Below are 18,309 nucleotides of genomic sequence, written 5' to 3'. Positions count from 1 at the left end.
ATGATAACATGGTAGAATTCCCCCAAAGGAGTTGTTATCAGTGCCAACATCAATTATTACCATTAAGCAAAAATTGGATTCACATTTGGGTGATTCATTAACTGTGGTTGCAAGAGCAGGTCGGAAGAAGGTTACTAAGAGACGGGGAATTTTGCGGGAAACATTTCCAGCAGTTTTTGTGGTTGACTTAGATCAAGATCAGAATAATTTTGAGCATGTCTCATATAGTTATACCGACTTGTTAACCAAAAACATCACTTTAAAGTTCGATGATGTGACGGAATAGTTACAGTAAAAAGTAAAAATAATTTTTTGGTAGTAACATTTTAAAATGTTAGTGCCTTTTTTTGTGGTTCAGAGTATAGTAGAAAAAGTAAACATTAGAGAGGATAATTTATGAAACGTTCAGAAAGACTAGTTGATATGACGAAATATTTAATGGAGCGACCACACAATCTGATTTCATTACCTTTTTTTGCAACGCGCTATGGAGCCGCTAAGTCATCAATTTCTGAGGATTTAACTATTTTAAAGCATACTTTGGCTGATAATCAAGATGGTATTTTAGAAACAGTTGCTGGAGCTGCTGGAGGAGTAAGGTATATTCCGTTTTGGGGTAAAAAAAATGTTACCCAATATTTACAAGACTTGGCTAAAAGAATTGAAAGTTCAGAACGAATTTTAGCAGGTGGTTTTGTTTATCTTTCAGATATTTTAGGTAATCCACAAGACTTAGATAAAATTGGGAAAATAATTGCTACTCGTTATGCTTATTCCAATATTGATGTGGTAATGACAATCGAGACTAAGGGAATATCATTAGCTCAAGCAGTTGCACGGTATTTGAATGTACCATTTATTACAGCCCGCAAGCGGTCAAAGGTAACTGAAGGAGCTACTGTCTCCGTTAATTATATTTCTTCTTCGCTTGATCGTGTTTCCAAAATGGAACTTCCCACTAGAGCTTTAAAAGAAAATTCAAATGTCTTACTAGTAGATGATTTTATGATGGCTGGTGGTACCTTGACGGGGATGAGACAGTTAGTAAAAGAGTTTAATAGTAATATTGCTGGAATTTGTGTTTTATGTGAAGCGGACTTTGATGATGAAAAAGTAATTGAGGGACACTTATCTTTAATTAGGATAAAAGATGTAAATGATAAGCAAAAGATAATTGTAGCTGAACCCGGTACACTACTTGGACATACTAACTTTAACCGCTTTTAGCATATAAAATGATATGTTAAAATATGGTAGTAACTTAAGAATATAAAAGAGGCTGAATTTAATGAAAAAATTTGTAGTTGTACTTGCAGCCGGTAAGGGTACACGAATGAAGTCAAAGCTATATAAAGTTTTGCATCAAGTTTGTGGAAAATCAATGGTCGAACATGTAGTTGAAGCAGCTCAAGCAATAGAACCAGATAAAATAGTTACAGTAGTTGGTAATGGAGCAGAAAAAGTAAAAACTGTTTTAGCTGGGAAATCTGAGTTTGTTTTACAAAAAAAACAGTTAGGCACGGGCGATGCAGTTTTAACAGCAGAAAAGCAGTTAGCTCAAGAGGACGGCGCTACCTTAGTAATTACAGGAGATACTCCACTTTTTACAAGTAAGACTTTACAAAAGTTGTTTGACTACCATCAAAATAAAGGTAATGCTGCTACTGTTTTAACAGCACAAGCACCTAATCCATATGGTTATGGTCGAATTATTCGGGATGAACAAGATAATGTTTTACGGATTGTAGAACAAAAAGATGGTAGTCCTGAAGAATTGAAAATTAAAGAAATCAATACAGGTGTCTTTTGCTTTGATAATAAGCAGCTTTTTAGTGCCCTTAAGCAGGTAACTAACGATAATGCACAAGGTGAATACTACTTAACTGATGTATTAGAAATTCTGCGTAATAATAATCAGCGTATTGGTGCTTATAAAATGCATGACTTTAGTGAAAGCATAGGGGTAAATGACCGCATAGCTTTAGCACAAGCTACTAAAATTATGCAAAAAAGAATTAATGAGCAGCATATGCGAGAAGGGGTCACTTTTGTTGATCCAGATACTGCCTATATTGATGCAGATGTAAAAATTGGTAGTGACACCGTAATTGAGGGTAATGTCGTAATTAAAGGTAAGACAGTAATCGGTAATAATTGTTTAATTACTGCTGGTTCGCGTATCATTGATTCTCAAATTAGCAATAAGGTGACTATTACTTCGTCAACTATTGAAGGAGCAAAAATGGCCGATCATAGTGATATAGGTCCTAACTCACATCTACGCACCAATTCTATTATCGAAGCAGGCGTTCATATTGGTAACTTTGTTGAGGTTAAAAATGCTGAAATTGGGCAGAATTCTAAAGTTGGTCATTTGACTTATGTGGGTGATGCTACTTTGGGTAAAGATGTCAATGTAGGTTGTGGGACAATTTTTGCTAACTACGATGGTGTGCAAAAGGATCATACAACCGTTGGTAACCGATCTTTTATTGGCTCAGGCTCGACATTGGTTGCTCCAGTAAATGTGGCTGATCATGCTTTTATAGCCGCTGATTCAACTATAACTAAAGATGTTAGTCAATATGATATGGCAATCGCTCGCGGTAAACAAGTAAATAAACCTAATTATTGGCATAGGCTTCCTTTAGCTAATGATCCCAATTGGCAGTAAACGCTAAAAGCTCTAGTTTAAACTAGAGCTTTTTTAATTACTAAAAAATAAATGTTGTCCTTAATAAGAAAGTGCTATCATAAGTGATGAAAGGGGGAATGATAATGATTAGTTGGCTTTTAAAACAACCAGATAAGGAGGAGCAAATACCACCAGAAAAAATTGCCAAGACCTACAGATGGCATCAATTAGGTGTCTTGTTAGCTACTTGCATAGGTTATATTGGTTACTATATTATTCGTCTAGTTTTTACAGCTGAACAAAATGACATTATGAAAGCATATCACTTTACAACTGCTAATGTTGGGTTGATTTTATCTTGTTTTGGAATTGGTTATGGTGTAGCTAAGCTATTTATGGGGGTATTAGCTGATAAATGTGATGCCAATCGCTACCTAATGGTTGGCTTGTTATTATCAGCATTTATAAATATCTTTTTAGGGTCGACCCGCAACTTATACATCATGATGGCATTGATGTTTATAATGGCAATAACGCAGGGAATGGGGGCTGCTGCATGCCAAAAAATGATTCAACTTTGGTGGGGGCCACGAATGCGAGGCACAATGTATTCGATTTGGTCGTCAGCCCATAATGCTGGCTCCTTTATTTGTGTAGCAATTGTTCAACTGGCTGTTTTTTTATTTTCTGGTTCAATTGCAGCTGTCTTTTATACGGCATCAGCTGTTTCATTTGTGCTTTGTATATTAATCCTAGTTTTAGGAGCAGATCGACCAAAAGTTGTTGGACTCCCAGATATTGCAACTTATACGGATGATCGAGTTATTCTAAACGATGGGCAAATTTCAACTTCTGATCAAACTGACTTGAATGTTGGCCAAATTTTTATTAAGTATATTTTAAAAAATAAACTAGTTTGGGCTGTAACATTAACTTCGATGTCACTTTATTTAGTTAGGTATGGTATTCAAAGCTGGATTCCCGCTTATTTAGTTCAAAATAAGGGCTTTGATCCTGCAAATGCAAAATGGTTAATTGGTATTTTTGAATTAGCATCTGTTCCAGGTGTAATCATTATGGGTGCTATTTCAGATGCTTTAAAGGGTCGACGAGCATTAGTTTCAATTTTTTGTGTGCTTGGCACATTAATTTGTTTAACGATTTATTTTTTTAATAATAATCATACTTTAATTATTGCCGCTTTAATAATCATGGGCAATTTGATTTATGCACCATTGACTTTGGTTGGATTAATGATTAATGAAGTTGTCCCTAAATTTGCTGTGGGAGCATCTACTGGCTTTATGGGCTTTTTCCAATATATTTTTGGTGAATCTTTAGCTACAGCACTGATTGGTATTTTAGTTGCAAAATTTGGTTGGCTAGCAAGTAATACTGTCTTATATGGTGCATCAATTCTAGCACTTGTTTTTTTACTTTATACAGCAGTTAGTGAAACAAAAATGCAAAAAAAATCACAAATTAATTTATAAATTGGAAATAATTAATTTGAGTTTCCTAGAGTAAGTAGAGTATTAAGAAAAAGTAAGCTATTTTAAAGTCGATTTATTAGAATTACATTTTAGTATATAATAAGAATTAGTAAATTAAATTTTAGTGAGGTAAATAGATAAATGAAATTAAGTCATAAGTTATTGATGGTATCAACTGCTGCGCTTCTTGGCGTTAGTCCAATTTTGAGTGCAAGTCAAGCATCATTAGTACAAGCTGCTAAGACTAATAAAACTGATACCAAAACTAATAAGTCTGTTTCTAAAAAAGATACTGCAAAGAAAACCAGTTCAAAAAAGAATAGTACTTCAAAGCGAGGCACAATTAAATTAAGTCGGAATGCTTATGTTTATGATAAAAATGGCAAACGTCTTAAGAGCTACATGGGCAGTGCTAAGTATACTGTAATAGCTAAGGGTGTTACTTTAAACTACAATACTAAAAAGACAATTAATGATGTTGATTTTTATGACCTTGGTGGTAATGCTTATGTCAAAGCTGCTAATGTAGGTTATGTTGACGGCAAGAAAGTTAATCCTAAAAAAAGTGAAAAAACAGACCAGTCATCTACCACAGCTAAATTAAAGAGTAATGCCTATATTTATGATGAAAAAGGCAAAACTAATAAGAAAAAAATCAAGAAGGGTCAAGTAATTGCAGTTGATCAATTAGTTTATATTGGTGGTAAACTTTATTATCGGATTAGTGGTGAAAAGAATCAATTCATTAAGGCTAATAATGTAGGGTCAACTACTGGTACTGCATTAAAACCAATTAATAAGAAGCCAGAAAAAGATGATGACAAAACACCGTCAGACAATCAAAATGACCCAACGGTAATTACCTTAAATCATAATTCATATCTTTATGATGGTAAAGGTAGCTCAAAAAGCAAAGTAGTTAAGAGCGGTCAAAAGATTCAAGTTGATAAGTTGCAGTACATTGGTAAAAATCTCTTTTATCATGTAAATGATAAAAATTATCCTGGTGATGATAATTGGATTAAGAAAAATAATGTTGGCATCATTACTGGTAAGCAATTAACGCCTTCTAATGCTAAACCTGATGATAAACAAAACGGGACAATTGCCACATTAGGTCAGGATGCTAACGTTTATAATAGCAAAGGGGTTATGCAATCAACTAAGACTTTTGCTAAAGGTCATACAGCCCGTGTAAATGAATTACGTTATATTTGGATTGAAAGTGAAAATAAGGCTGAATTATTCTATAAGTTACAAAGTGATAAGAATGGCTACCTTAAAGCAAGTGATATTAGTACCATTGCAGGTGATAAATTAATCCCTGTTAATACAGCGGAAGCCGCAAAAGAAGAAACTGTTATGGCGACTGATGCAGATAAGAAGACTTTACAAGCTGCGTTAACTGAAGCCACGACTATTAAAACAAGTGATAGCTACAAATTATCAAGTAAAGCTTTACGTGATGCTTACGATGCAGCCATTACTTCCGGTAGCCAAGTGAACAGTGCTAATGCAACTGTTGCTAGTGTTAAAGATGAAGTAAATAAAATTAGCAAGGCTAAGGCTGCGCTTAATGGTAAGAAGGTTGTAGTTAATGATTTGAAAAACTTAACCATGGATGAAGCAAATCAAATAGTACAATTAGTAGCTACTGCTAACGGTGTTGACAAGAATACTGTTAAATTTAGTAATAACAATACTGTTTTAACGATTACTAGTGCTAATGGGTTTGAACAAACATTAAATATTGAAGATTATGCAACTATTGTTAAGTAATTAAGATAATCAAAGATATAGCTCAAAAAGCAGGTAAAAGGCAAATATGACTTTTACCTGCTTTTTTTAATGGTTAAAGTTAAAACTAATATACTGGAATTAATAAATAGCTAGATTTATTACTTTAGATTGTGTAAGCTAATAAAGCCTTAAATGATTAATTAAATGTAGTTAAGGAAACATTGCCTGCTATATAATAAATATTAATATCTGTTTTTTTATATAATGTAAAGCGGATACAAATACTATGCTATAATATACAGGGAGTAAAAATAGTAGGAGGAAAATTATGAATGCTTTAATTAATTGGTTAAATAAGCATGTTGTTCCAGTCGCTGCTAAGATTGGTTCAATACGCTGGCTAATTGCCTTGCGTGATGCCTTCATTGCAGTAATGCCGTTAACCTTAGCTGGATCTTTAGCAACTGTAATCAATGCCCTTGTTAGAGATTTGCCTACTAGCTTTGGTTGGACTGGTTTTGTCAATTCAATGCAATGGTTGATTAGTATTGATTCTCTTGTGTGGACTGGTACCATGGCTATTTTAGGTTTACTGTTTGCATTTACATTTGGCTACCAAATGTGTGTTCAGTACAAAGTTGAACCAATAGCTGGTGGTCTTGTCAGTTTAGGGACATTTGTCATGGGCTTACCGCAAAACTTTTCTTTAATTTTGAGTAATACCCTAACCCATGGAGATGCTAAGACTTTGACAGGTGCCGGTGCCGCTGTTGACGGTAAAAACATAACTGCTTGGGGTTATTTTAATTTTAATAAGTATTTTGGTTCAGCTGGTTTCTTTACGGTAATGATTATGGGGGCCATTTCGGTAACTATTTATATTTGGCTTATGAAAAAAAATATTACTATTAAGATGCCTGATAGTGTGCCACCAGCAGTGGCAAAAGCCTTTACTGGCATTATTCCAGCGACAGCAGGATTGTATGTAGTTGGCGTAATTGATTATCTCTTTAGTCTTAGCCATACAACAGTAATTGACTTTATTTCTCAAACTATTCAAGATCCACTATTAAATATAGGTCAAGGATATGGAAGTGTTTTACTTGTAACTATTCTTGTACAAGTTTTGTGGTTCTTTGGTATTCACGGTACTAACGTACTTATGCCAATCACAGAAAGTATTTGGATGACTGCTCAATTTGCGAATATTAATGCTGCAAATAAAGGACAAGCTTTACCTTATATGTGGACTAGATCAGATTTTGACTTTTATGTTTGGATTGGTGGCGCTGGCTCCACCTTATTACTGATTTTAGCAATTTTAGCCTTTTCAACGCGTGAAGATCAACGAGCAGTAGCAAAGGTATCACTTGTTCCTGGAATCTTTAATATTAATGAACCGGTCATGTTTGGAATGCCAATTGTGCTAGACCCGATTTACTTTATTCCGTTTGTAATTGCACCTATAGTTATGGTATCAACATCTTATGCAGCTTTAAGTATGGGGTGGGTATTACCTGTTAAAGCTAATATGCCGTGGGCTATGCCACCATTTTTGAATACATTTTTAGGTACATTGGATTGGCGCGCAGTCGTTTTGCAACTAGTTAATATGGTAATTGGTTTCTTAATCTATGTGCCATTTGTTAAAGCTGCTAACAACGTTAATACACAAGCTGAGGCTTAATAGGAGTTATATTTAATGAAACAATTAGGAATTTCACTTTATCCTGAACAAAGTACTTTTATACAAGATAAGGAATATATGGATTTAGCCAAAAAATATGGCTACCAGCGTATTTTTACGTCACTTTTACAATTAAAAAGTGATAGTGGAGAGGATTTGTTGGCCCGTCTTAAAGAAGACGTTGATTATGCTAATCAATTAGGCTTCAAAACAGTTGTTGATATAAATCCCGCACTATTTAAAGAATTAAGAATTGACTATAATGATCTTAGCTTTTTCCAAGATTTAGGTGTTTGGGGATTACGGCTAGATGAGGGATTTAGTGGTATTGAAGAAGCGGCGATGACGCATAATCCTTATGGCTTAAAAATCGAATTAAATATGAGTCGGGGTACTAATTATTTAGACAGTATTATGTCTTATGACCCGGAAGAAGATAATTTAATTGGTTGTCATAACTTCTATCCGCAAGAATATACTGGTCTAAGTGAAGAGATTTTTTACGAATATTCACAAAAATACCGTGACTATGGGTTGCATACTGCTGCTTTTATTTCATCTAAGCATGCTCAATTTGGTCCTTGGCCAGTCCACGAAGGTTTGCCAACGATGGAAAATGATCGCGACAGAAATATTTTTAGTCAAGTAACTCACTTAAGATTAAGTAAAATGATTGATGATATCATTATTGGCAATGCTTTTGCTACTGAAGAGGAGTTGTCTCAAGCGGCTGCTGCTTTTAAGAGTCCTTTTCCTACTTTGAGCATAGAATTTACAGGTAATGTTTTGCCAATTGAACAAACAATTTGCTTAAAAGATGTTCATCTGTATCGTGGTGATGCTTCAGCATATTTGTTACGGGATACTAAACCACGAGTAGTTTATGCAAACGAAGCGATTCCAGCACAAACTGAAATTAAAGAAGTTTTTGATTATGGTGATGTGGTAATTGTGAATGACAAATATCCACGTTATAAAGGTGAGTTGCAACTGGTTTTGACTCCATTTGAAAATGATGGTCGGCGTAACTTAGTTGGTCATTTAAGAGAAGACGATCTTGACTTATTGGATGCAATTGAACCGTGGAGCACTTTTATTCTTAAAAATGCCAAAAACAACTAAATAAATTGTTACAGTGATTGTAACGGCTAAAACAAATAAAAACCTTAAATTTCTATTGAAAGTTAAGGTTTTTATTTTGATAGTAAATAGTTTAAATAAAAAAATACACAATATCTGGTCTTAAAGGCTTGAATGTCGCTTTGTAAAGTTGAATAATAAGATAGGAATAACTTTTTCAGACAACTTTTGCTAAAATAATAAGTTGTTAACCAAAGATTAGACGGAGGAAATTATGTCTTATAAAGACAACATGATGTTGTTTGCCCTGAATTCAAATGTACCGCTTGCCCAAAAGATTGCCGAGCGAGTTGGAATACCGTTAAGTAAGTCAAGTGTTCAGCGCTTTAGTGATGGTGAAATTCAAATTAATATTGATGAATCAGTTCGTGGGAAAGACGTTTATTTGATTCAGTCATTGAGCGTTCCAGTAAATGATAACTTAATGGAATTATTAATTATGATTGATGCTGTGCGTCGGGCTAGTGCGCAAACAATTAATATTGTAATCCCATATTATGGTTATGCACGTCAAGATCGTAAAACTCGCCCACGTGAGCCAATTACAGCCAAGCTTGTTGCTGATATGTTGCAAGAAGCTGGTGCAACTAGGGTCTTATCATTAGATTTGCATGCACCACAAATTCAAGGCTTTTTCGATATTCCAGTTGATAATTTAATGGGCGCACCATTATTAGCTGATTACTTTTTATGCAATCATTTGGAAAAAGATGCTGTGGTTGTTTCTCCAGATCATGGTGGTGTTACGCGAGCACGAAAATTAGCTGAGTTTTTAGGCACGTCCATTGCGATTGTAGATAAACGGCGGCCACGAGCTAATGTTGCTGAAGTAATGAATATTATCGGTGACGTTAAAGGTAAACGGGCAATTATTATTGATGATATGATTGATACTGCGGGAACCATTACATTGGCAGCCCAAGCTTTAATTGATGCTGGTGCTACAGAGGTTTATGCAAGTGCAACTCATGCTGTTTTATCAGGTCCAGCTATTAAAAGGTTAAATGATTCCCCAATTAAGAATTTGGTTTTGACTGACTCAATTAACCAACCTGAAGAAAAGAAATTGGATAAAACTTTATTAGTTTCGGTTGGTCCATTGATGGGTGATGCGATTAAATGTATTCAAAAGAATGAGCCATTGAGTCCACTATTTAATACGCGTTATCAAGAAGATCAACACTAGACTAAAAAGCAACATTTTAGTAATTTAGTTAAATATTAACCAATTTAAGTATCAGGCTACTAAGTAGTTTGATACTTTTTTATTTTTGATTCATTAAATAAAAATAAAAATAACATTTATAATTTAATCATGCTTGCATATAATTAAAATGTTTATATTAATTAAAGCGAAAATAATTAAGGTTTACATCAATAAAAATATGACAGATTGCTAATATTTTTTTCAATTGCTATCTAAAAGCAGAGTTTATTTAATTTATGAAGAAAAATATTAATAATGGAGAATAATAAATGATTGTTGAAACCAAAAATCTTTATAAAGAATACCAAAAAGTAGTATCAGCCACACTATTTCATAAAAAATACCAGCAAATTCTAGCTGTCCATGATGTTTCCTTTCAAATTAAAGCAGGTGAACATGTCGGCTTGGTTGGCTTAAATGGGTCGGGTAAATCTACTTTGATTAAAATGATTCTTGGTATTTTGCAACCAACTAGCGGTAAAGTAGAAACCTTTGGTTGCGTGCCAGTAGATAATCGTCAAAAAAATGCTCTGAAAATCGGGGTGGTCTTTGGGCAAAGAAGCCAATTACGCTGGGATTTACCGGCGATGGATACTTTTCGTTTAAATCAAGAACTTTATCAAGTACCACAAACAAGTTTTGAGCAGCGAGTAAGGGAGTTATCTCAGATGCTTGATGCGAAAGATTTTCTCTTTCAACCAGTGCGCAGCCTTAGTCTGGGGCAACGAATGAAAGTTGAATTTATTGCAGCTTTAATTCATGATCCAGATTTAATTATTTTGGATGAATTTAGGTTATTCCATCACTAAGTTAAGTAATCGTGGGAGGAGTTGATATTGCCCTTTACCTTTGGGTACTGAATCTTCAATTCAACTTACTGGCAGTTTTGTTAGTGCTAGTTACAGGTGTTTTAGCCTACATCTTATATTTTGAGTACTTTTACTTTTTATACCTATAGTATCTGGGGTATTGCCACTTTCAAGGAAGCCCTACTTTTGATCTTGTCGGGTAATGTTTTTTCGGCTTACTTTTATCCGCAAGTATTAAAACAGGTAGCGTCCTATTTGCCTTTTCAATATTCATTTAGTGCGGTCGGTATGCTAGCGCAAACTCCTTCTTGGCGCTTATTTTTACGTAAATACCAGAGTACGGGTAGCTAAGTTGTAAAATTTTGAAAGCCTAACTGTTTACTTAAAATTTAAAATAAGCTGAATTAAGTAATTTAAAGTCCAAATTAAATTCAGCTTATTTTTTATTTTCGGGGTTTTCTTAAATAACGTAAGGTTCCATTTTTAATATAGCGTTGAAATTGCTGATAAAGGGGATCGAAAATTTGTGGTTCATCACTATTGGACATCATAATTTTAGGAAAAAAGAAACGTTCATCACCTTGTAAAGTTCCGTTAAGAGCGCGTACAAGAGGACTAAGTTGGGATAACTCAATCAATTGCCCATCGTCTTGCATGATTTCGATTTGGCTATTAGCATTTTTACCGCTAGGCTTGTAAGCATCATACGGCTCATCAAAAGCGGAGTTAGTGTCCGTGTAATAGGTGGGATCAAAGCCAGCTTGTTTAATTAAGTCTTTCAGCTTGGGTAAGAGATTTTTGGTTTCGACGTCAATCCGGATACTGGCAAACGGTTTACGAAATAAATAAAGATTTGCTAAATCAGCTAGAATTGGGTCATTTGCATCGGTCCACATTAAAAAATTGGTTTCCATCACTCCATCATCTAGTTTAAGATAGTCGTTCAGGGTCCAACTATCTGCTAAAAAATTAGCTAGTTCAGGCGTTACTGGTAAAACTCCTTTGTGGTAAATGATTTTTGCCCGTTCTAGTAAGTGCTGGAGCATTACTTCCATTGCACGACCGACGCGGTGAAAGTAAACTTGTTGGTACATCTGGTAACGCGAGACTATGTAATCTTCTACTGCATGCATGCCGGACATGCTGAAACAAATCCCATCGCTAAATGGTCTGATCTCTTGTAAAATACGGGACAGATCAAATTCACCATAAGTGACACCGGTAAAGTAGGCGTCGCGTTTAAGATAATCCATTCGATCAGCATCCGCTTGACTAGAGATCAATTTTACTACTTGGGGATTAGGATAAGTTTTAGCAATTACACTGGCTACTAGTTCAGGAAAATTAGGTGCAACTTGGCGTAATACTTGATTAACTTCAGTGTTCGGGTCGGTAATGATTTTTTGACCAATTTTTTCATGATCAGTACCAAAAAGGTGTTCAAAAGTGTGTGAATAGGGCCCATGACCAATATCATGAAGTAGCCCCGCACATTCAACTAATAAACGATTATTTTCATCCCAAAGCCCGTCGCCTGAATGCTGAGTGGGATATTTTTGGGCAAAGATATTACAAATTCGTCTAGTTAATTCGTAAACTCCGGCGTTATGCTCAAAGCGAGTGTGTGTTGCACCGGGAAAGACATAAGCAATCGGCCCCAACTGTTTAATTCTACGCATACGCTGAAATTCTTTAGTGGCAACTAGGTCTTGGATTACTTGGTCTTCAATATGAATGTATTCGTGAACTGGATCACGCAGTACAATTTCTTTAGTTAATTTAATATTTTGAAATTTAGGCATATGGGACCTCAGAGATGGTTAACTAAGTAGTCAAAAAACTTATATATCTTAATTATAACAAATTTCTAGTAATGCAGGTTAATTGAATTCTAGCCCCAGCTCCGTTGGTTAACTGTAAAGTGAGTCTAGCAGAATTTCTAGCTAAAAAAAGGGAATTAACTTATAATAAAGCAGAATAAAAGCTTTAAAAATGTGATTTAGACTAGCTAATTATAAACTATTTTTAAAGGCTATAAACAGTTTGGCAAGGGAGAATTTAAATTAAACAATGACTAGAGTAAAAGTTAACTTTACCAGTACAATTGTTCAAGAAAAAGAAAGTGAAACATTTACTAAAACTAGTGTGGGTGAATTGATTAAAATTGGAGAGGTTACTAGAGTTTCATACTTAGAAGATGGTCAAGTACCGGTTAAGATTTTAATTAAGCCTAATGATGTGATTATTAAGCGCAGTCAGGACAGTGCTAATTATTCACAGTTACATTTTGTTTTAAACGAACAACGAAATTGTCGATATGTAGCGCAAGGTTACCAAATGGATTTAAAAAGTATGACTAATTTAATTAAATTTTTCCCTAAAATTGATGGTTCACAAGAACTTCGAATTGAATATAACCTCTTTAGTGGTCTATACTTAATAGGTAATTATACCGTCACATTGATTTTTACTTAAACGCCTAGTAAAATGGAAAAGATTGACAAAAGAGAGGAATGCATTGTGGGATTAAACGACTTTAAAGACAAAAATCGCAACGAATTATCAATGATTGAAGTTGCTCGCGCAATTTTGGAAGATAACAATAAGAGAATGGCCTTTGCTGATATTGTTAATGCTGTGCAAAAGTTTTTGGGTGAGAGTGACGAAGAGATAAGAGAACGTTTGCCTCAATTTTATACAGACATGAACACTAATGGTGAGTTTATCTCTATGGGAGAAAATATTTGGGCACTACGTTCGTGGTTTCCGTATGAATCAGTTGATGAAGAGGTTAATCATCCTGAAGATGAGGATGAAGAAGATACTCGTACGCATCATAAGAAGGTTAATGCCTTCTTAGCTAGCGCTACTGGTAGTGATGACATCATTGATTATGATAACGATGATCCTGAGGATGAAGATTTAGATGCTGCCCCTGCTGATGAGACTGATTTTGTTGCGGATGACGATAATTTCACTGATGCAGCTGATGATGAGGATGAAGATTTACCAGACGGTATCGAGGGACAATTATCAGAATTAAATGATGATGAGGATGAAGATGAAGAAGATGAATAATTTTCTTGACTTCAACAATAAAAATAGATAGTATTTTATTTGGGCACCTTATGTGCGTTTATGCTCCCGTTAGGGAGCTTTTTTTATTTTATGGGTTAATTTTATTTTTGCAAAAGGAGTTTGGCTAATGACAAAATATATCTTCGTTACTGGCGGTGTGGTTTCTTCGTTGGGAAAGGGCATTACTGCTTCAAGCCTAGGACGGTTGTTAAAGAATCGTGGTTTAAAGGTAACAATGCAAAAGTTTGATCCTTACATCAACATTGATCCAGGGACTATGAATCCATATCAACATGGGGAAGTTTTTGTAACTGATGATGGAACAGAAGCTGATTTGGACTTAGGACACTATGAGCGCATGGTTGATGTGCGGACCAGTAAATATTCAAATGTCACTACTGGGAAAATTTATAAAGAAGTTCTAGAAAAAGAACGCCGTGGTGATTACCATGGTGCTACTGTGCAGGTTATTCCGCATATCACTGATATGATTAAACAAAAAATAATGCGTGCAGGGCTAACAACTGATTCTGATGTCGTTATTTCTGAAATTGGTGGAACGGTTGGAGATATTGAATCAACACCTTTTATGGAAGCGATTAGACAGATGCGCCGTGAAGTTGGTAAAGAGAACGTAATGTATATCCATTGTACCTTAGTACCATATTTGCATGCCGCACAAGAAATGAAAACCAAACCAACCCAGCATTCAGTTGCTGAACTTCGTAGTATTGGTATTCAACCTAATATGTTAGTTTTACGAGCAGAAATGCCAATTAATCAAGAACACAAAGATAAGATTTCGACTTTTACTGATGTTCCAGTTGACCGAATTATCGAATCAATTGATGCACCATCACTATTTGATTTGCCATTGGCCTTTAAAGAACAAGGAATGGATCAAAAAGTTTGTGATTTTCTTAATCTCAAGAGTCCTAAGCCTGAAGCTGATATGGCAGAATGGATTCGACTTGATGAACGGGTCAAAAATTTAAAGCATACAACTAAAATTACCTTAGTTGGTAAATACGTTGAATTAGAAGATGCATATATTTCAGTGACTGATGCCTTAAAGCATGCGGGATATGCCTATGATACTAATATTGAAATTCAAAAAGTCCAAGCAGAAGATATTACTGCAACTAACATTGCCAAATTAATGGAAGGCAGTGATGGGTTAATTGTTCCTGGTGGGTTTGGAACACGAGGGCTCGAGGGAATGATTACTGCAATTAAATATGCTCGTGAAAATGATATTCCTTTCTTGGGTGTTTGTCTTGGGATGCAGATGGCAACAGTAGAATTTGCTCGAAATGTTTTAGGCTATCAAGATGCTAATACGGCTGAAGTAGACCCAGAGGCTGCTCATAATGTAATTGATATTATGGCTGATAAGCGTGATGAAGAGAATATTGGGGGAACTCTACGTTTAGGTCTTTATCCAACAGCGTTAAAGCCAGGTACTAAAACTGCTGCGGCCTATGATAATCAAGAAGTGATTCAAGAGCGTCATCGTCACCGTTTCGAATTTAATAATGAATATCGATCAGAATTTGAAGCTGCTGGTATGACCTTTGCTGGCGTTTCACCTGACAATCATTTGGTTGAAGTAATTGAACTATCAAAAAATAAGTTTTTTGTTGCAGCGCAATATCACCCTGAATTCTTGAGTAGACCCCAAAGACCTGAAGGATTATATAAGGCATTTATTGGTGCAGCCAGTGGTTTGCCAGAAAAAGAACTTTAATAAAATTTTTTTATTTTTAATGGAGAAGACAAAGGTCTTCTCTTGTTTTTTCTGGTAAATTCCTTTAACATTATTATGATTAAATGAAATAGAAAAGGATTTTTTCGCCAATGAAGCAAATGATAATTCATGGTGGAAAGCCCCTACAGGGTGATGTCTGGATTGGTGGTGCTAAGAACTCAACGGTAGCCTTAATTCCGGCATCTATTTTGTCGCGTACACCAGTTACTTTGGAAGGCGTTCCAAGGATTGCAGATGTTGACAACTTAATGGATTTGCTGAGTGAAATGGATGTTGAAAGTGAATTTCACCAAACAACTTTGCACATTAACCCAGAAAACATTAAGATGAGTTCATTACCAAGTGGTAAAATTAAGAGTTTGCGTGCGTCGTATTATTTTATGGGTGCACTTCTTGGACGCTTTGGTAAGGCTGTTGTGGGCTTCCCTGGCGGGGATGATATTGGTCCCCGCCCAATTGACCAACATATTAAGGGTTTTGAAGCACTTGGTGCGTGTGTAAAAAATGAAAATGATCAAATAATAATCACAGCTCCGTCTGGTGGCTTGGAAGGTGCTCCAATTCACCTGGAAATGCCATCGGTTGGAGCAACTATGAATATTATCATGGCCTCAGTTACGGCCCATGGTCAAACTATTATTAATAATGCTGCCAAAGAACCAGAAATAATTGATTTAGCTACTTTTTTAAATAATATGGGTGCAATTATTCGAGGGGCTGGTACTGATTCAATAAGAATTGAAGGGGTTGAGCTCCTCAAAGCCAGAACGCCCCATACTATTATTCCTGATCGCATTGAAGCAGGTACTTATATTTCATTAGCAGGATGTATTGGTAATGGTATTTGCATACATAATATTATTGAAGAGCATTTAGATTCTTACCTTGCTAAGGTTGAAGAAATGGGACTCGTCATTGATGCAGATGAAGACTCACTGTTTATTTATCCGGCAGGAGAATTGAAAATGACCCAGATTAAAACCGATGCCTACCCAGGTTTTGCAACTGATTTGCAGCAGCCAATCACGCCGCTTCTTCTTTCTGCTAAAACTGGTGAAGGCGTAATTATTGATCGCATATATCCTAAAAGGATAGGTCACATTGAACAGTTACGTAAAATGGGTGCCAATATTAGTGCGGAAGATAATGTTATTTTAGTTCACCCTACTGATGAACTTCATGGTGCAACGGTTTCAGCAGGCGAGATTCGCGCTGGTGCTTGTCTAATGTTAGCTGGATTAATGGCTAATGGTGAGACAGTTATTAATAATGCTGGTAATATTTTGCGCGGTTACGACCGAGTACAAGAAAAATTGCGATTACTTGGTGCTGATGTCACTATTCAAGATGTGCCAGATAAATAGCCAACTTAATATTTAACAAAAGACTAATCGTTAAGGTTAGTCTTTTGTTTTGCCTCTATAAATTACTATTATTTTAAGATTATTTCTTTTGTAATAAATTTGTAATATACTTTAATTATTATTAATTAAAAAAAACTATGTACAAGAATGAAATTTAAATTATATAGTTTTTCTAATACTTTTATATCAGCAGTACTCTTAAGTGTACCTGTATATTCAACTATATTGGTAAATAATTTGTTGCAAAAACAGATACCGTTAAGGCTGATCCTTAAAATTGTTAGGCAGAACTGAAGCTTTGGCAAATAAACTATTTGGCCGAGAAAAGAAAATTGCACTAATTTCAATCAAACAAGTGCAAGAATTTATAAATATGGCACTTTGGCTAAAATTCCCGTGCTTCTCATTGGTCTCTATCCGACTATCCAAAAGTAAATATAATTTTGCTTGAAAGAAAAATTGGAGCCTGAAGTATGCTAGCTTCAAGTTTTATTTTTTTAATAATGGTTATTTAATTCATAAGTGCGAGGTAAGCATTTATTTAATAAAAAAGTAACAGAAGTAAAAACGAAATAAAAAGTAATTAATGTTATTAGGATCAATCGAAACTAGCGGTACCAAGTTTTTGTTTGTGCCGTTGGTAACGAAAATTATCAAATAAAAGATCAAACCACTTTTTCACGACAACGCTGGCAGAAACTTTGACAAAACTGTCGAATATTTTAAGCAGTTTGCTGTCGATGCAATTGGAATTGCATCTTTTGGACCGATTGAAGTCAGAAAAACAACATCTAATTATGGTTATGTTATGTATATTTCCAAAAAAGATTGGAATAATATGGACTTTGTTTGGCTTTTAACTGAGACAATTAAAGTTTCGGTTTTTTACTACCGTTGTTAATGGCTCTGTTTATGGTGAATATGTCATGTCGCAACTTGCACATGAAGACGTTGATTCTATAGTTTATTACATAATTGGTACTGGTATAGGCGGCGGAGTTACCAGCGAAAAATTTCTAGCAAAAGTGTGGCGTACCTTTAAGGTTTTATTAAATGATTATGTTCACTTTCCTTCTTTAGAACAATACATCACAATGTTTGAAATAATTGATAATGGTTCTGCAATAGTCGGTAATTTTGCTTTAGCTAAAAGATTGTTAAGAGAGTAAATAGTTTTTTCGTAAAGATCTAGAAAATACTACTTAGTAGTTTTACGTGCGTATTTTAAAAATGACTTTGCATAAATAGAAAGTAATAAGATAATTAATTAATTGCATGAAGATAAAAATCTTCATGCTTTTTTATGAGTTCAGTTTTTGTACTGAACTTTGTTAACTTTTTTCTTGGAAGCGATTTATTCATAATAAAAATAACAAGGAGGCATTGTA

At 34.9% G+C, this 18,309-nt stretch carries 15 protein-coding genes and 1 pseudogene; 15 read left to right on the top strand and 1 reads right to left on the bottom strand.

Features of this window, described 5'->3' with window-relative positions; all coding sequences use genetic code 11:
- Positions 1-40 precede the first annotated feature (40 nt).
- From BM203_RS02285 to BM203_RS08305, 10 genes are all read left to right on the top strand, one after another.
- Positions 41-286, top strand: a complete 246-nt coding sequence (locus BM203_RS02285) for a Veg family protein (protein WP_090092443.1) — start codon at positions 41-43, stop codon at positions 284-286.
- Between the two features lie 110 nt (positions 287-396).
- On the top strand, positions 397-1,227 hold the full coding sequence (gene purR / locus BM203_RS02280) for a pur operon repressor (RefSeq protein ID WP_090092441.1): 831 nt from the start codon (positions 397-399) through the stop codon (positions 1,225-1,227).
- A gap of 61 nt (positions 1,228-1,288) precedes the next feature.
- A complete protein-coding gene (gene glmU, locus BM203_RS02275) occupies positions 1,289-2,674 on the top strand; it encodes a bifunctional UDP-N-acetylglucosamine diphosphorylase/glucosamine-1-phosphate N-acetyltransferase GlmU (protein WP_090092440.1) in 1,386 nt (461 codons plus the stop codon).
- 104 nt (positions 2,675-2,778) lie between these two features.
- The gene (locus BM203_RS02270) at positions 2,779-4,128 is read left to right on the top strand and encodes an MFS transporter (RefSeq protein WP_090092439.1); all 1,350 of its coding nucleotides are present in this window, start codon (positions 2,779-2,781) and stop codon (positions 4,126-4,128) included.
- Positions 4,129-4,269: 141 nt separating this feature from the next.
- Complete coding sequence (locus tag BM203_RS02265) at positions 4,270-5,907, top strand: SLAP domain-containing protein (RefSeq protein ID WP_090092438.1); 1,638 nt, start codon at positions 4,270-4,272, stop codon at positions 5,905-5,907.
- Between the two features lie 289 nt (positions 5,908-6,196).
- The gene (locus BM203_RS02260; protein WP_090092436.1) at positions 6,197-7,555 is read left to right on the top strand and encodes a PTS sugar transporter subunit IIC; all 1,359 of its coding nucleotides are present in this window, start codon (positions 6,197-6,199) and stop codon (positions 7,553-7,555) included.
- A gap of 15 nt (positions 7,556-7,570) precedes the next feature.
- Complete coding sequence (locus tag BM203_RS02255) at positions 7,571-8,677, top strand: DUF871 domain-containing protein (protein WP_090092434.1); 1,107 nt, start codon at positions 7,571-7,573, stop codon at positions 8,675-8,677.
- A 232-nt stretch (positions 8,678-8,909) separates the two neighbouring features.
- Complete coding sequence (locus BM203_RS02250) at positions 8,910-9,881, top strand: ribose-phosphate diphosphokinase (protein WP_090092432.1); 972 nt, start codon at positions 8,910-8,912, stop codon at positions 9,879-9,881.
- Positions 9,882-10,171: 290 nt separating this feature from the next.
- Positions 10,172-10,711, top strand: a complete 540-nt coding sequence (locus BM203_RS02245) for an ATP-binding cassette domain-containing protein (protein ID WP_090092430.1) — start codon at positions 10,172-10,174, stop codon at positions 10,709-10,711.
- A 120-nt stretch (positions 10,712-10,831) separates the two neighbouring features.
- Positions 10,832-11,062 carry a hypothetical protein gene (locus BM203_RS08305; protein WP_143453042.1) on the top strand — a complete coding sequence of 77 codons (231 nt, stop codon included), beginning with the start codon at positions 10,832-10,834 and terminating at the stop codon, positions 11,060-11,062.
- 92 nt (positions 11,063-11,154) lie between these two features.
- Here the strand turns inward: BM203_RS08305 and BM203_RS02240 are convergent, their stop codons facing one another.
- On the bottom strand, positions 11,155-12,513 hold the full coding sequence (locus BM203_RS02240; RefSeq protein WP_090092428.1) for an HD domain-containing protein: 1,359 nt from the start codon (positions 12,511-12,513) through the stop codon (positions 11,155-11,157).
- Between the two features lie 268 nt (positions 12,514-12,781).
- Between BM203_RS02240 and BM203_RS02235 the strand changes: the two genes are divergently transcribed.
- From BM203_RS02235 to BM203_RS08720, 5 genes and pseudogenes are all read left to right on the top strand, one after another.
- A complete protein-coding gene (locus BM203_RS02235) occupies positions 12,782-13,186 on the top strand; it encodes a YwiB family protein (RefSeq protein ID WP_090092427.1) in 405 nt (134 codons plus the stop codon).
- 45 nt (positions 13,187-13,231) lie between these two features.
- Positions 13,232-13,789, top strand: a complete 558-nt coding sequence (gene rpoE, locus BM203_RS02230) for a DNA-directed RNA polymerase subunit delta (RefSeq protein ID WP_090092426.1) — start codon at positions 13,232-13,234, stop codon at positions 13,787-13,789.
- A 127-nt stretch (positions 13,790-13,916) separates the two neighbouring features.
- Positions 13,917-15,536, top strand: coding sequence for a CTP synthase (locus BM203_RS02225; protein WP_090092424.1), 1,620 nt, complete (start codon positions 13,917-13,919; stop codon positions 15,534-15,536).
- A 110-nt stretch (positions 15,537-15,646) separates the two neighbouring features.
- Positions 15,647-16,921, top strand: coding sequence for a UDP-N-acetylglucosamine 1-carboxyvinyltransferase (locus BM203_RS02220; protein WP_090092422.1), 1,275 nt, complete (start codon positions 15,647-15,649; stop codon positions 16,919-16,921).
- Between the two features lie 586 nt (positions 16,922-17,507).
- Positions 17,508-18,090, top strand: a pseudogene (locus BM203_RS08720) (ROK family protein).
- Positions 18,091-18,309: the final 219 nt, after the last annotated feature.

The sequence above is a fragment of the Lactobacillus bombicola genome (genome assembly GCF_900112665.1).
In the GTDB taxonomy this organism is placed as follows: domain Bacteria; phylum Bacillota; class Bacilli; order Lactobacillales; family Lactobacillaceae; genus Lactobacillus; species Lactobacillus bombicola.
The sequence above is the reverse complement of the archived record's forward strand: the minus strand, read 5'-3'. Positions and strand labels throughout refer to the sequence as shown.

Bases quoted from the DNA above. Each gene is read 5' to 3' on its own strand.
- purR (WP_090092441.1), top strand. From the start codon at position 397: ATGAAACGTTCAGAAAGACTAGTTGATATGACGAAATATTTAATGGAG.
- glmU (WP_090092440.1), top strand. From the start codon at position 1,289: ATGAAAAAATTTGTAGTTGTACTTGCAGCCGGTAAGGGTACACGAATG.
- BM203_RS02270 (WP_090092439.1), top strand. From the start codon at position 2,779: ATGATTAGTTGGCTTTTAAAACAACCAGATAAGGAGGAGCAAATACCA.
- BM203_RS02265 (WP_090092438.1), top strand. From the start codon at position 4,270: ATGAAATTAAGTCATAAGTTATTGATGGTATCAACTGCTGCGCTTCTT.
- BM203_RS02260 (WP_090092436.1), top strand. From the start codon at position 6,197: ATGAATGCTTTAATTAATTGGTTAAATAAGCATGTTGTTCCAGTCGCT.
- BM203_RS02255 (WP_090092434.1), top strand. From the start codon at position 7,571: ATGAAACAATTAGGAATTTCACTTTATCCTGAACAAAGTACTTTTATA.
- BM203_RS02250 (WP_090092432.1), top strand. From the start codon at position 8,910: ATGTCTTATAAAGACAACATGATGTTGTTTGCCCTGAATTCAAATGTA.
- BM203_RS02245 (WP_090092430.1), top strand. From the start codon at position 10,172: ATGATTGTTGAAACCAAAAATCTTTATAAAGAATACCAAAAAGTAGTA.
- BM203_RS02240 (WP_090092428.1), bottom strand. From the start codon at position 12,513: ATGCCTAAATTTCAAAATATTAAATTAACTAAAGAAATTGTACTGCGT.
- BM203_RS02235 (WP_090092427.1), top strand. From the start codon at position 12,782: ATGACTAGAGTAAAAGTTAACTTTACCAGTACAATTGTTCAAGAAAAA.
- BM203_RS02225 (WP_090092424.1), top strand. From the start codon at position 13,917: ATGACAAAATATATCTTCGTTACTGGCGGTGTGGTTTCTTCGTTGGGA.
- BM203_RS02220 (WP_090092422.1), top strand. From the start codon at position 15,647: ATGAAGCAAATGATAATTCATGGTGGAAAGCCCCTACAGGGTGATGTC.